The organism is Gracilibacillus salinarum (assembly GCF_022919575.1).
In the GTDB taxonomy this organism is placed as follows: domain Bacteria; phylum Bacillota; class Bacilli; order Bacillales; family Amphibacillaceae; genus Gracilibacillus; species Gracilibacillus salinarum.
This window is the reverse complement of the sequence record NZ_CP095071.1, coordinates 694,870-708,735: the sequence shown is the minus strand read 5'-3', so window position 1 is coordinate 708,735 and position 13,866 is coordinate 694,870. Positions and strand designations below refer to the sequence as shown.

At 36.7% G+C, this 13,866-nt stretch carries 16 protein-coding genes; 6 read left to right on the top strand and 10 right to left on the bottom strand.

Annotated elements, in window-relative coordinates; all coding sequences use genetic code 11:
• Window positions 1-74 precede the first annotated feature (74 nt).
• From MUN87_RS03590 to comGA, 6 genes are all read right to left on the bottom strand, one after another.
• On the bottom strand, window positions 75-425 hold the full coding sequence (locus tag MUN87_RS03590) for a hypothetical protein (protein ID WP_244746313.1): 351 nt from the start codon (window positions 423-425) through the stop codon (window positions 75-77).
• Window positions 426-506: 81 nt separating this feature from the next.
• Window positions 507-842, bottom strand: coding sequence for a ComGF family competence protein (locus MUN87_RS03585; RefSeq protein ID WP_244746311.1), 336 nt, complete (start codon window positions 840-842; stop codon window positions 507-509).
• A gap of 278 nt (window positions 843-1,120) precedes the next feature.
• Window positions 1,121-1,564 carry a competence type IV pilus minor pilin ComGD gene (gene comGD, locus MUN87_RS03580; RefSeq protein ID WP_244746309.1) on the bottom strand — a complete coding sequence of 148 codons (444 nt, stop codon included), beginning with the start codon at window positions 1,562-1,564 and terminating at the stop codon, window positions 1,121-1,123.
• Window positions 1,557-1,868 carry a competence type IV pilus major pilin ComGC gene (comGC, locus tag MUN87_RS03575; RefSeq protein WP_244746307.1) on the bottom strand — a complete coding sequence of 104 codons (312 nt, stop codon included), beginning with the start codon at window positions 1,866-1,868 and terminating at the stop codon, window positions 1,557-1,559. The genes comGD and comGC overlap by 8 nt, the downstream gene beginning before the upstream one ends.
• A gap of 16 nt (window positions 1,869-1,884) precedes the next feature.
• Window positions 1,885-2,928, bottom strand: a complete 1,044-nt coding sequence (locus tag MUN87_RS03570) for a type II secretion system F family protein (RefSeq protein WP_244746305.1) — start codon at window positions 2,926-2,928, stop codon at window positions 1,885-1,887.
• Window positions 2,900-3,886 (bottom strand): competence type IV pilus ATPase ComGA, encoded by a 987-nt coding sequence (gene comGA, locus MUN87_RS03565; RefSeq protein WP_244746304.1) that lies wholly within the window; start codon window positions 3,884-3,886, stop codon window positions 2,900-2,902. The genes MUN87_RS03570 and comGA overlap by 29 nt, the downstream gene beginning before the upstream one ends.
• A 109-nt stretch (window positions 3,887-3,995) precedes the next feature.
• Between comGA and MUN87_RS03560 the strand changes: the two genes are divergently transcribed.
• Both MUN87_RS03560 and MUN87_RS03555 read left to right on the top strand, forming a co-directional pair.
• On the top strand, window positions 3,996-4,493 hold the full coding sequence (locus MUN87_RS03560) for a shikimate kinase (protein WP_244746303.1): 498 nt from the start codon (window positions 3,996-3,998) through the stop codon (window positions 4,491-4,493).
• Between the two features lie 54 nt (window positions 4,494-4,547).
• Window positions 4,548-4,730 (top strand): YqzE family protein, encoded by a 183-nt coding sequence (locus tag MUN87_RS03555; RefSeq protein WP_244746301.1) that lies wholly within the window; start codon window positions 4,548-4,550, stop codon window positions 4,728-4,730.
• Window positions 4,731-5,958: 1,228 nt separating this feature from the next.
• Here MUN87_RS03555 and MUN87_RS03550 read toward each other — a convergent pair.
• From MUN87_RS03550 to MUN87_RS03540, 3 genes are all read right to left on the bottom strand, one after another.
• Window positions 5,959-6,753, bottom strand: a complete 795-nt coding sequence (locus MUN87_RS03550) for a YqhG family protein (RefSeq protein ID WP_244746299.1) — start codon at window positions 6,751-6,753, stop codon at window positions 5,959-5,961.
• Window positions 6,750-8,396, bottom strand: a complete 1,647-nt coding sequence (locus tag MUN87_RS03545; protein ID WP_244746298.1) for a DEAD/DEAH box helicase — start codon at window positions 8,394-8,396, stop codon at window positions 6,750-6,752. The genes MUN87_RS03550 and MUN87_RS03545 overlap by 4 nt, the downstream gene beginning before the upstream one ends.
• Window positions 8,397-10,318: 1,922 nt before the next feature.
• Window positions 10,319-10,711 (bottom strand): rhodanese-like domain-containing protein, encoded by a 393-nt coding sequence (locus MUN87_RS03540; protein WP_244746297.1) that lies wholly within the window; start codon window positions 10,709-10,711, stop codon window positions 10,319-10,321.
• A 173-nt stretch (window positions 10,712-10,884) separates the two neighbouring features.
• Here MUN87_RS03540 and mntR point away from each other — a divergent pair, with 173 nt between their 5' ends.
• Both mntR and MUN87_RS03530 read left to right on the top strand, forming a co-directional pair.
• Complete coding sequence (gene mntR, locus MUN87_RS03535) at window positions 10,885-11,298, top strand: transcriptional regulator MntR (RefSeq protein ID WP_244746296.1); 414 nt, start codon at window positions 10,885-10,887, stop codon at window positions 11,296-11,298.
• 69 nt (window positions 11,299-11,367) lie between these two features.
• A complete protein-coding gene (locus tag MUN87_RS03530; protein ID WP_244746294.1) occupies window positions 11,368-12,261 on the top strand; it encodes a patatin-like phospholipase family protein in 894 nt (297 codons plus the stop codon).
• A gap of 16 nt (window positions 12,262-12,277) precedes the next feature.
• Here the strand turns inward: MUN87_RS03530 and MUN87_RS03525 are convergent, their stop codons facing one another.
• Complete coding sequence (locus tag MUN87_RS03525; RefSeq protein ID WP_244746292.1) at window positions 12,278-12,673, bottom strand: SA1362 family protein; 396 nt, start codon at window positions 12,671-12,673, stop codon at window positions 12,278-12,280.
• A 217-nt stretch (window positions 12,674-12,890) separates the two neighbouring features.
• Between MUN87_RS03525 and MUN87_RS03520 the strand changes: the two genes are divergently transcribed.
• Together MUN87_RS03520 and aroQ are read left to right on the top strand one after the other, a co-directional pair.
• Window positions 12,891-13,379, top strand: a complete 489-nt coding sequence (locus tag MUN87_RS03520) for a YqhR family membrane protein (RefSeq protein ID WP_244746291.1) — start codon at window positions 12,891-12,893, stop codon at window positions 13,377-13,379.
• A 48-nt stretch (window positions 13,380-13,427) separates the two neighbouring features.
• Window positions 13,428-13,862: a type II 3-dehydroquinate dehydratase gene (gene aroQ / locus MUN87_RS03515; protein ID WP_244746288.1), complete on the top strand. Its 435-nt coding sequence runs from the start codon at window positions 13,428-13,430 to the stop codon at window positions 13,860-13,862.
• The last annotated feature ends 4 nt before the right edge of the window (window positions 13,863-13,866 follow it).

Sequence of the window (13,866 nt, the reverse complement as noted above, 5' to 3'; positions counted from 1 at the left end):
ATTAATCTGGGAAAAAGAGCTAAATTATTCTGACACTTACTATCAGTTTTTGATAAAAGCATGAATAATATACTTCACTTCGCTAATTTTGTTTTTATAAGTCGATAGCCACCATTCTTTGACCGAAGTTCCAGATTGTATATTAAAGTATTTTCGCTTTGTTCTGCGGTAATATCTACAGTGCCATCTGGAAATGCGTAATGGAGAGGGGGAGTTTGATTTTCCACAAGTAATTGCTGGTAACTTTTTTGATATAACATTTCTAGCGTGTACTGTTGCTTGTGAATTTGGTGGATCTCAATTAAATTTCTGTTCAGATTAATTAGATGAAAGGTAAATAACAATAACAGCACAATGACAATAGATGTTAAAGGAAACATAAAACCTTGCTGGTTACTGGACTTTTTTAAATACGTATTTTTCAAATGTTTCACCGCTTTGTGTTTTAATTCGGATCACGATATCATATTCACGTTCCATTACTTCAAAATCTGAAATATCCCTTACTATTTCTTCATGGCCCTACTATTTACTTGTCTGCGAATTTTATGATTATGATAAGAAATAGACACTCTTTCACCTGTAGGTTGAATAAAATAGAGCTGGTTGTCTTGAGTAGAAATAACTTCTGCTGTTTGTGCTTCTAATTCAATCAGATGATGAAAATAATAGACCAACGGCAAAGTATTATTTTCACTCTGATGCCATAAAAGAAGGGTTTGGCTAAGCCAAATTAACATCAAACTAAGGCAAATCGTAGCAAGCAAGATTTCGAATAAAAGGTATCCTTTTTCATTTTTGCTTTCCATATAAGCATGTTGTTGTTGTTTGTTGTCTAACATTTGACCAAGATACACATCCTTTTAGTAAACCGTTTGTGTGTTGCCAACTTATTCTCAGGGGAGAGCTGATAATATTGTCAAATGTCTCATTGGTCGGTATGTAAGGAAGTAATATCGCCTCATGCATTTGATTCATGAGAAAATAAATCGCTTTATCTTCCTCATAAATCCGTTTCTTTTCTACCAATAATTGGTGCTGAATAGGGAGAAGTGTGACACAGATAATGGAAAATAACAGAAAAGAAAGCAAGGTCTCTATTAAGTAGAAACCTGCTTGCTTATTCTTTTTTCTCATAACAACGCCCCTTTCCGAATGGACATGTAATCCAATATATGTGATACTTTGTTTTTATTTTCATGGTACCAGGTCTTTTTATATTGCCATTATGTGAAAATTCAATTGGTTGTAGGAGAGTGTTTGCATTTACTTCCCATTTTTCGCTATATACGCGTTCCAAAACTTCTGTGCCAAGTCCATCTTTTCGAATGGTATAGCGCTGTTGGGCTGTATCGATTTGCAAATAATAGCTGTCTTCCTGGGATAATGCTAATTGTTGTAAATAAAGTAAGTCACGGTTAAATTGTTTTATGAATTGTTTGTATTGTACAGTATCATGTATTCTTAATCCTGCACTGCCGCTTATAAGAAGCAGTAATGAGGTGATTGTCAATGCGATGAGAAGTTCAGGTAATGTAAATGCCCGCTCGTTGTTCTTAGTCATTTTTGTTGCTGATTGTCAATTCACCGCTGGTATTTTTGGTGATTTCTTTTTTACCATTTGCACATTCTGTGGTTTCGAGATACTCATTATCGACCAGCATTTGAAGTGTTTCAGGTTCTTCTCCTTCTTCTAGTTCATAACTGGCGATTTGATTTTCGGTCATTTGCAGTAATGCATCGCACCCTTTACTGTTGATTGTGTCACCTTTATCCGCTAGGTTTGGAATAAAAAGCAACATTAAAATACTGATGACCGCTAGCACAATAAGCATTTCGATAAGTGTAAAACCTTTTTGATTATTCATTTTAACCTTCTCCTTTTTACATAGTTTGAATATAATCAAACATCGGCAGCATAAGTGACAGATAGACGAAGACAATAAAGAGAGCTAGAATACTTAATAAAAATGGTTGTAAAAAACTAAGCCAGCTCTTGATAAATCGTTCCATAGCGGCAATCAAATGCTCTGCATAAAATGCAAATTCTTTTTGTAATTGATCTTGATTTCTTTCTTTGGTCATAATGCGATCTAACTCCGGTTCTAATAAGATGCATTGAGGTAATATGGTGGAATATTGATAACCTTGCGCAAGGTGACTACTTATATGGGTGGCATAGTAATGTACGATATCTTCCTTCTGATTATGTTCGATAATCTCTAAACATTCCTTCATCGTTAGTCCGCTCTTTAGCAAGCTTGATAAATGAGTAATTAATAAATAAGTAGTTTGCATTCGCTTGTAACGATAGTAGATAGGGATTTTTTGAATCACAGCTATTCTTGTTTCTAACGTAACGGAATGTTGAAAGGAGAAGCGGAAAAGAAATAGAAGCAGGAAAATCACAGATAGTGCGATAATTCCATAATAAATGAAATTAATAACCGTTATTGCCTGTTGAAACACACCATTTTGAGAAGTTTGTAAGAGTTGTGATAACGAAGGGAAAATGGAGGTTTTTAACAAGTACAAAAGGATAAAAAAGAAAAGAAACAAAAAGAATGGATACCTCGTTAATGATCGAAGCTTTCTGGTGAAAAGTATGCGCTGCTGTAATAAGTTACAGCACTGCGTTAATCCATCTGCTAAATTACCATGTTCAACTGCGGTTTCAAGAAAACGGACAGTGTCTTCATGAAAATGAGCTTTTGATAATGCTGTAACAAACGGTTGGCCTAGTTCTAAATGACTTTTGATTGTTCTAACGGGCTGAAGCAATTGCTTCTCCCATAGTAATACGTCAAGGGCATCATTTAGCATATAACCGTGTCGAAACAATAGCTCTAAGCGATGCAGTATTTGATGTTGTACCTTAAGTGGCAATGTTTCCTGGCGTTTAAATCGTCGTAAGATATCCAAATGCATATGCTTTTCTCCTCAAATGTTCAAAACTGCTTTGATTTGTATCTTGTTGATCGTGGAGGATACTTTTAATATGTTGTTTTTCCAAAATATCTAGTATAGCTGCTCGTTGTTTTGCGAATTTACGGACTTGTAAGGAAACTAATTGGATGGAGGCAACTGCTTGTAGATTTTGGTCAATATCAACTGGAGTGATGCCCATTTCCAGTAAACGGTGGATGGTTCCTTTCGCATGATTTGCATGAAGTGTGGACAAAACCAAGTGACCAGTGTTGGCGGCGTGGAAGGCAAATTTAGCTGTTTTTGCATCGCGAATTTCACCGATCATTAATATATCCGGGTCATGTCTCAGAGCTGCTTTTAAACCCGCATCATAAGTGATACCAGCTTTCTCGTTTACTTGAACTTGAACTACATTATCTAATGGTTTTTCAATTGGATCTTCGAGTGTAATGATCTGAAAGTGAGAAGTTTTTGCAAAAGCTTGCAGTAATGCATATAGTGTTGTTGATTTGCCCGATCCTGTGGCACCAGTTAGAAGAATAAGCCCTGTTTTCATCGTTAACCACTTCTCGACAGTTTGAAATTGGTTATGGAATAGAAACAAGCGTTTCAGATGCTGAATTTCTTGTTGAGGCAGGATACGGATAGCAAAACTCTCATTGTTCTTAATTGGTAGTGTATAAAGACGTAAAGAGTATGAATTTGTGCGAAAGGTGTAATACAATGCACCTTGTTGTGGAGAACGATTTTCACCTATGTCCATTTGACCTGCGAATTTGTAGTACGCTAAAACTAATGCGTATTGGTCTTTCGCGATGGAGGAGTGATAAATTCGTGTCCCATTGCATCGGAAAAAGATGTGAATATCTTGGTGACGAGGAATAAAGTGGATATCAGAAGCATGGGCCTCAATTGCTGCTTGAAGAATATGATTAGAAATTGCTGAGGCTTTGTTCAACTAACCGTTCACCTCCTATTTTTATCGTGGTACAATATCTATATTCGCCATTTATTCGCAAAATCCTGCAATATATTCAAAATTTTTATAAAGAGGGGGAAGAGTAAAGATGAAGAGCATCTATTTAGTTGGTTTTATGGGGAGCGGTAAAACAAGTGTCGCGGAATATTTACAAAAAGAGTTAGGATGGGGGCTTCAAGATACAGATCAAATGATTGTGGACCAGTATGAAATGACTATTCCAACCATTTTTGCAGAAAAAGGGGAAACGGAATTTCGAAATTACGAAACAAACATGTTACATACTACAACCACCGAAAACACAATCATTGCAACTGGAGGAGGAATAATTGAGAAAGATGAAAATCGGCAATGGTTGAAAAATCAAGGTAACGTTATTTTTCTTCAAACATCGTGGGAAGAAATCGGACGCAGATTGCAACATGACAGCTCACGACCGATTTGGAATAATCAGTCACGTGATAAACAAAAACTTTTGGAAGATCGTACACCAAAATACCTAGAGGTGGCAAGTTATGTCATTCAAACAGATAATAAGACAGAAGAACAGATTGCAGCTGAAATAATTTCAAATATACATGCATAAAAAAATGGTGGCTGGAAAAAATAGCAGTAAATGATTTGAAAAGGTGTGAGTATTTTGTCCAGTAACGATTATGTAAAGTATATGACTCAGCGTATCGTTAAGTACATGGATACACCAAAGGATGAACGAAAGAAACAAAAGGAAGACAGCAAGCCAGAAGTTGCTCATTCCAGCAAATGGTTTGGTGTGTTACCTTTCGCCTTTCGCTTACTCATCCAAAAACGCAAAGATTCCTAAGCCTTCATGTAGAAAGACTGCTTTCCCATTTGAGGATTGCAGTCTTTTCGTTTTACACTAAGCAAATATTTTAATGAAGATGCTATGCGTAGTGAAAATTTTACATTGTACCAAGTATAAGGAAAAGAACACTCGCTAAAAAGCAAATTCCTCAGAATGATGCTAAAGTTATTTTCAATTCTGTATGATTCTCTCCATTAAAATTAATAGAGAGCAATAGGGAGGGCTGTTTCTTTGATTACGGCCACTAAAATGTACCACCTCTGATATACTTTTTACCACCGATTGCCAAAAGTTGTACCAGTCAATAACAGACGCTTTACCACAAAAACATTTATGCACACAGTGCTATGCTTATGTTAGATTTACCCTAGTATTACGTAGTAGAAGCATACTGAGCAGCAAAGACAAGTTTTATGCAAAGGAAGAATCTTCATTTCGCATTGTTTATAGTTGTATTTCCATTTGGTTATTTTGACATAAACAATGTGCTTAGCAAAGCTCCGGAAATATGCTCCGCGTCCTGTGTGCACGGCTTCAGTTAACTTGGTAAAGAAAATTCTTTTCTTTACCAAGTTAACTGAAGCTCGCGCTGATTCCACGGGAGTCTCCGCATATTTCCTACGCTTAGAGGAAGTGCTACAACGCATGGAACAGCTAAAAGCAGTGGTGCTAGGCATTATACATATTAAAAATGAGGTATAGACACTAAAGGACACCGCTTCAAAATACTAGCTGTATTATTAATTGTAGAGCAAAACCATAGCGTAGGCCAACCACGGAGACTCCCGTGGGACGTGCAGGTGCTGAAGATCCACAACGTCTGCATCTGCGTCTTCTAGTAACGCTTCGAAATAGGCTTCCTCGGTGCAAGGCAGCAAAGAAGTATTTCTGGTAGTAGCCTAGCTTCAGCCGTGCCCCCCAGGATGCGGAGTGGTTGGACGGAGCGGTATCATAATACTAAGAACGTTTCAAAATGTTCTCAAGGTTTAAGAGCACACATCCTGTTACTTCACAGTATATCCATACGGTTCAACTAATAATGAAATTCTATAACCATCAAAAGCCTAATTCTTTAGAGCAAAATAAGAGGAATTAGGCTTTTGTACTTTAAAAACGTTTTTCTATTGGTAAACGCATAGACGCCAAGTGGTAAATTTCGCGGAAATGGCTGGGAAAAAATCGCAGAGATGGTACCATTCATGTGGCGGTAATCATTCTTTATTGCTTAATCATTAATCACTTGATTACTTGTCTGTTCGGTTAAGTAAAAAAGACCAGCATTAATTACTTCTAAATTAATTTTAGGTTCTAAACGCTCCGAAAGTCTTTCTCTTTCTTTTGTTAATAATTCTACATTGTCTTTCTGCTGATAAAAATACTCCAATAATTCAAGTTCTTCCTGTAACGTTTTTTTCGCTTCTTCAACCCAATGGAAATCCTCAATGAATAAATGGTTCTCTACATACTGATAAGCACGTCTGAAGCCGCTGACAGGTTTTATGATAGGGGATATCGTATAACTGTAATCTGTCATTTGCCGGCTAAATGATAAGTGATCAACTCGCTCCATCATATTTGTCTGAATGGCTCCGTTTATTAAATGAACACCAATGGAATAAATGGCTTCTCTTTTTTGTTTTCCACAGTAATGAATCATTACGTTGACGATCAGCCAAGGCATCAGTGATGTTTTGCTTTGGCCATTCGTTTCTTCATACAATATAGTGAATCTCGCATTTTGCTGAATATGTTGAAATATTTGATGGAGACGCGGACTGCCATAGTGAATCCATTCTTTTTGATTCTCTTTCTTTTCGAGACTTGTGTCTAACTGAATGGACATTGGATCACCATCACGCCCTAATTTATCCATATAATGCCAGTAGAAAGGGCGATTCATTAAAACTTGATCTAATTCCCGTGTTAATTTCACTTCCAACTCTGTTTGGTTTTCCTGTATTATTTCACAATCATGTAATACAAAGTATTCAGTTAAAAAGGAATGTAAATTAGAAATCATACTTGATTCTCCTTCAGTTGATCTTCTTGTTGATAAGATTGAATAACAGATGTTAAGTTATTTAATTTAATTCTTGATTCACCAATCGAATGGGATTGTTCAAAAATTTGTTCGACTTCTTTTTCTAAATTATTAACATTTATATCTGTCAATATCTGTTCCAGGTGACCAATCACATTTTCAAATAAGTGAATCTTATCATATAACAATTTCATGACATGCTCTTCAACTGTGTTCTCTAATGCAAAATTGTAGATCTTTACATCATTCTCTTGGCCAAAGCGGTGGATTCGACCAATTCTTTGTTCTAAGCGCATCGGATTCCACGGCAGATCATAGTTGACAAGATGATGACAAAATTGCAAGTTAATCCCTTCTCCAGCTGCTTCTGTTGCTATCATTACTTGTGCATGATTTTGAAACAATTGACGCATCCAGTCTTTTTTCCCTTTCTTAAAACCGCCACGATAGATAACGGAGGGAATTTGTTCCTGTTGCAATAACCATTGTAAATATATTTGGGTGGCACGATATTCTGTAAATACAATAAATTTCTCATCCGATTGTTTAATTAACTCTACTAATTTTAATGCTTTTGCATGGTGGGGAAGTTGTTCAATAACGGACAAAATTTCTTGAGCTTCTGTCTGTTCGGACTGTTCCATCCATTTTTTGATAGAAAGATAACAAGCCTCTCTTGAACTGCAAAATTCTCGTATATAGGTAATAGATGATATTGCTCGGTTTTGTTTGAAGTACTGGTCGATTTGCTGATATGCATCTAATTCCTGCTCTGTAAAAGGTACCCAAATCGTTTCAATCTCACGTTTTGTCCACTCAATTCCTGTATCACCACGGCGGTTTCGTACCATCACTTTACTGATGAGTTGTTTCAAATAAGGGTCTTCGTCCATTGTTTTATTTTGCTCACGATATTGTTGCAGAAAATCCTCATATGTTCCCAAATAGCCCGGGCGCAGTAACGTAATTAAGTTAAATATATCGGTTAATTTATTTTGAACGGGGGTAGCAGTTAAAAATAAACAATATTTTTTCGATAACTGTTGAACAAACTCAAAATTTTTTGTTTTATGATTTTTTAATTTGTGCGCTTCGTCTACAATAACAAAATCATAGTCTTGTTCCAAGATTGTCTGGCGATGACGAGCAGACTTGGCTGTATCGAGAGTAGTAATCAGAATATTAGTATTTTGCCAATCTACACGTTTACCAGATGGTACTGCAGGTATTAAGAATTTTTGATTTAATTCTAATGCCCATTGGTTTACAAGAGAAGCAGGAACGAGAATTAATATTTTTTGTGCCAGACCTCTTAGCATATATTCTTTAAGAATTAATCCTGCTTCAATTGTTTTGCCAAGCCCTACTTCATCTGCTAACAAAGCTCTCCCATTCATATCCTGAATCACTTTCTCTGCACTTTTCATTTGATGTGGCAAAAATTCAACATGTGGAAGGAAAGTAGGTGCTACAAGTTCTTTGAAACTAGGTATTTGTAGAGTTTGAGCAACTTGATAAGATTTTTTAAATAACTGCCAATCAGCCATTTGTGAAGGATTTGATGCAGCATCCTCAAATGTTTTTATAAAATTTTCATCTCTATTAATCGGAATATTAATCATATGGCATACTCCATCCTATCATGAATACAATTTGTTATGTTATTGTAATCAAATCTGTCGACTTTATACATTTTCTCAGCATACAGCTAACATTGAATCCACTCATTCAAGTTTCTCTAGACACGAATGTTAAAAAAACTGAATGTTCACCATGTCATTAGCGATTACCGTAGTTTTTGTCATCTTTGGTACAACAAGCTTTTCATTTTCTTTACATCGAGCATCCTCTAATCCTTTATTACCGAATAAGAAAAACCGGGTAAGTTCACCCGGTCCTAACTAAGAAAATTATATACAACTCAACTATCTATAATATGGATTGTGTTAACAAAGACAGTATTGCAAAATGGTCATTATGATATAGATTATCTGCTTAGCAAAGCTCCGGAAATAGGCTTCGCGTCCTGTGGGGCACAGCTCATAGCCGTCAAGCTAAGGAAAAAAGAAAAGAGAGCTTAAACTGTCTTACATGTTCGGCCAATCATATAATCCATTCTTATGGACAGTTGAAAAGGAAAAGGGCAAAAGTTGTCCATAAGAATCAAAAATATGACCACTCAAGGATATCTAAAGGACTCTTATGGTCAAAAATCCGATTTCTTGTGCCAATACTTCAGGAACAGCTATTATAAATGATATCTTACACTCAACTTAGAAAGAATCACTACACATAGATAACTTGTATTCATTACGGCAACATATTCACTTTTCTTTTTAAAAGCATTACCTTAACCTGACGGCTATAGCTAGGCTGCTACTTGAACAGCATCTTTGCTGCCTTGTGCCGAGGAAGCTTACTTCAAAGCGATACTAGTAGACACAAACACAAACTAAGTGGATCTTCAGAACGTGCTGATCCAACGGGAGTCTCCACCTATTTCCTAAGCTAAAGGGAAGTACTACAACGTTCGGAACAGCTAGAAGCAGTAGTTATAGGCATTATGTTATTAAAAGCTGATATTTATGGTGCATTCAATATTCTAGCAATTCCAGAATTTGTAGAGCCCCATCTCAGCGTAGGCCAACTACGTAGACTCCCGCGGGACAGGCAGGCGCTGAAGATCCACTTTGTGAAGCGATCTTTCTTCACAAAGTTAGCTTCAGCCGTGCCCCGCAGGACGCGAAGTGGTTGGCGGAGTAGCCGTCAAGGCTAAGAATCTAATGGAGTGAAAGTCTCCTGTCGTCAATTTGCCGATTCAGACGACTAGCATATCCAATGCGTGGGAAGGTAACGACCCACGTTCTGCTTGTAGGGGTTTTAGCATCTAGGGAAAGATTCTTAGAGATAACGACGGGAAGGTCCTACTTCTAGCAGGGACTAGCAACAACCTGCAAAGACCAATCCTTATAAGTTACAGCGAAATAGGAATGGAAGATTTAGGATCGGCGGATGAGTCCGTAGTAGCGAAGAATGAAGGGTAATGCCTTCAGAGATAGAACAAGATTCTATCTCTGTCAAGAGTAACACCCAAGATAGGGCAAAGGGGCTCTGGATACTTGGCGGATTGTCTGGCAAAGTTGAACGCAGAGTCAACACAAAAAAAAGCCTGAGACATTCACGTAGATAAGTAAACTCATTTAGTAATGGGTGAATGTTGGCTAGAACTTAAACCTAGATTAAATGAGGAAGACATATTTATGATAGAGCCAAGGTCAGAACCGGACTCGGGAAATCCGACCGTCCGGGATCGTGGGGGGGCTACAGGAAACGTGATTCTACATGAATGCGCGCGCCTGTTTTCTACCCGACCGGAGCGCGGAGCGGCATCCCAGCAAATGAAACATTTCAAAATCACCACTAAGCAGCTAATTGAATAATCCATATCATAGGAACTCAGCTTCTTATTCAATATGATTACTGTTGTGACTGCACTTTTATAATAAAAAAAAGAGGGGATAGAATCCCGCTCGTTTTGTTTTTATTAATCTAATTTTTTTGTTTTCTTGATTTTGCCTGTCCACTTTTTGTATCCACCCTGAAGTTGGTTTAAATCTTTGTAACCTTCCTTATCCAGGATTAATGCAGCTCTCATTGAACGAGATCCTGATTGACAGTAAAGATAGACAGGTTTATCTTTTCGCAGTTCTGTCAGCCTTTGTTTTAACTGTGTTAACGGTATATTCCGTGCTCCAAGGATGTGGCCACCATCAAATTCTTTCGGTTCACGAACATCGATCAACTGCGCTTTACGATACCCTTCACGAAAATCATCTTCGGAAAGTGCCTTTAAGATTCTTTTTTGTTTAAAATAGCGATATACACTAAACAGAATAAAGGCAGCTAGGATAGCTAATAAGATGTATAATTGTGTCATTTGTAATCCTCCATTGCTTTCTAATAAATCCTCTAAAAAGGATTATACCATTTAATATGATGAAATAAAGCAAAAAATATTGAATTTGATATTTTAAGCAGGATGGCTTGTTTCATGTACCATTCTATTGTATGCTTTTATTTACATTAATAATTATGGATGGGGGATTTACGATGCCTACACCTACTATGGAAGATTACATAGAACAAATATATATTCTTATGGAAACAAAAGGATACGCTCGGGTGTCAGCAATTGCTGAAGCTTTACAGGTCCAGCCTTCTTCTGTTACAAAGATGGTTCAGAAACTTGATAAAGATGACTATTTAAATTACGAGAAATACCAAGGCTTGATTTTAACACCAAAAGGTAAGAAGGTCGGGGAAAGATTGGTTTACCGCCATGAATTATTAGAGAAATTCTTACAAATCATTGGTGTGAATGAAGAAAATATCTATACAGACGTAGAAGGTATTGAGCACCATTTAAGCTGGAATTCTATTGATCGGATCGGAAGTCTTGTCCAATTCTTAGAAGATCCAGAAAGGCTGGAACAACTGAAAAGTTTTCAAATCAATAAAGAATAACCGTTTGGTTCTATCTGCTGGGTATGGTGTATATATATATTCTGAATACCAGTCAGATAGGGTGATGCAATGAAAATAGATGGAGTATTCTCTGGTGGTGGAGTCAAGGCTTATGCGTTTATAGGTGCTTTGCAAGCCTTGGAGGAACGGAATATCCAATTTGAACGTGTTGCTGGTACATCTGCCGGTGCACTGTTCGCAACTTTTATAGCAGCGGGTTACACCGCAAGAGAATTGCAAGAGTTGTTTTTGGATTTACCATTAGAGAATTTTCTTGACCAGTCAAAGTTTGGTGCTGCGTTTCCAGTTATTAAATGGATCACACTTTACCAGACAATGGGGTTATACAGAGGTAACTATTTCCAACGTTGGCTTGAAGAAAAGCTTCAAGATAAAGGCGTAAAAACATTTTCGGATTTACCGCCGGGGAAACTGAAGATAGTATCAGCAGACTTAACCCTTAATCAAGTTGTCATTTTTCCAGATGATTTGGCCAAATATTATCATATTGATGCGACTTATTATACTGTAGCCAAAGCAGTTCGAAGCAGCATCTCCATTCCATATTTTTTTCGCCCCTTCAAATTAAATAATCCTCAAACAAAACGCAAAAGCTATATTGTAGACGGAATGATCTTAAGTAATTTTCCTTTGTGGTTATTTGACAGAGGGGAAGAGACTAGAGTACGTCCAATTGTCGGTATGCAATTATCAGACCCAAGACAGAAACAGCCTAAGCATAAAATTAATAATTCTCTTGATATGTTATTTGCCATGATTAATACGATGCGAAATGCATATGATACACGTTATATAGCAGAGAACGTTGCAAAGGATATTATCTTTTTTCCTATTGATGGGATCAGTGCGACCGATTTTCAGCTGTCACGCGACGATAAATTGAGATTAATTGAAATTGGGTACAAACGTACGAATAAATTTCTGAGAAAATGGTCGAAATAAAAAAGAACAGAGCGTTTTATAACGACGCTCTGTTCTTTTTACTTTTTTGTTTGTTACCTTCGATTACGCGTAAATGTGTTGCAGATCGATTTGGTGATTTCAACGGGCGGATGGCTTTTTTGGAAGGAAAACTTGTTTTTAATGCTGACGATTTTGTCTTGAAGTTACTTTGTTGATTTTTAAATCGTTGCTTGGATTGTTTAACTGCTTTTCGGTATTTTTTTAGTTCATCCGTAGAACGTTTTCTCATGAAGAAGAAATAGACTAATCCAAAAATAGCTGCACCTATTAATAAAGAGATTAGTAGTGAAGAAAGTAAACCAACTGTGTCATTAATTAATGCTGTTGCGAAACCCACTACGGCTAATCCTATTAAGACATAGACGATAATAGAACCTATTTTTCGATTCAATTGTGATTCCTCCTTTATTTCATGTTTTTTCGAAAAAATTGTTCTTTCTATAGTTATACCCGTTTTGAATTGGTTTTTATACAATATATTTGAAATTGATGTTGGTACGTATGCTTAATTCTATTGTATAAAAAAAATAGTAAAATAACTAGGTCGTATTTTACCAAAAGCATGAAATAGTGGAAATTGGTTAGCCTAATGCTGAGGTGATAAAAAGATGCGACGAATAAATAAGAATGATGAAAAAAAACAGAAAGTGTCTTTACTGCCGAAAACAATTAGTATCGGTTTTTTTGGAGGATTGATTTGGAGTACTGTTGCTGCCTTTGCAGGATTCTTTCACTTTACAACCATAACTCCTAAAAGCTTTGTATTGCGTTCATGGCTCCAAAATTCGTGGTCTGATCAGTGGACTGGGGAATTATTGTCTATTATCGTAATCAGCATCTTGTCAATTGGTTTAGCGTGCTTATATTATCTTATGTTAAAGAAGTTTAATGGGATACTGCCAGGTATCATAACTGGTATAGCGCTGTGGTTTATCGTATTTTGGCTTATGAAGCCACTTTTTTCTAATATACCCGCTTTTTTTGAGCTAGACAGCGATACAATCGTTACAACCATGTGTTTATTTATTTTATATAGTGTCTTTATTGGATATTCGATTTCTTTTGCCTATCAGCAGCATTTTGGTGAAAATAATTAATTAATTGTGTTACTATGGTAAAGGAAGCTTGTTCAATGGGGTGAATGAATGGGGAAAATATTATTGTTAAATGGTCCAAACCTTAATCGGTTAGGGAAGAGAGAGCCTGACGTGTATGGACACGAGACACTGAAGGATGTTGAAGAACAGGTAAGACAACTCGTTGAAACGAAGCACTATCATCTAGATGCAAAACAATCTAATCATGAAGGAGATTTAATTGATTGGATCCAAGCAGCAGAAGGGGAATATTCTGGTATTATTTTCAATCCAGGTGCATACACACATACAAGTATCGCTATCAGAGACGCGATAGGGTCTGTCACTGTACCCGTCATTGAAGTCCATATTTCCAATGTACATAAAAGGGAATCATTTAGACATGTTTCTATGTTAGCACCGGTTTGTGCAGGTCAGATTGTTGGATTAGGAACAAAAGGGTACCAACTAGCGGCAATCTATCTGTTAGAAGAAAAAGAATAAAAGG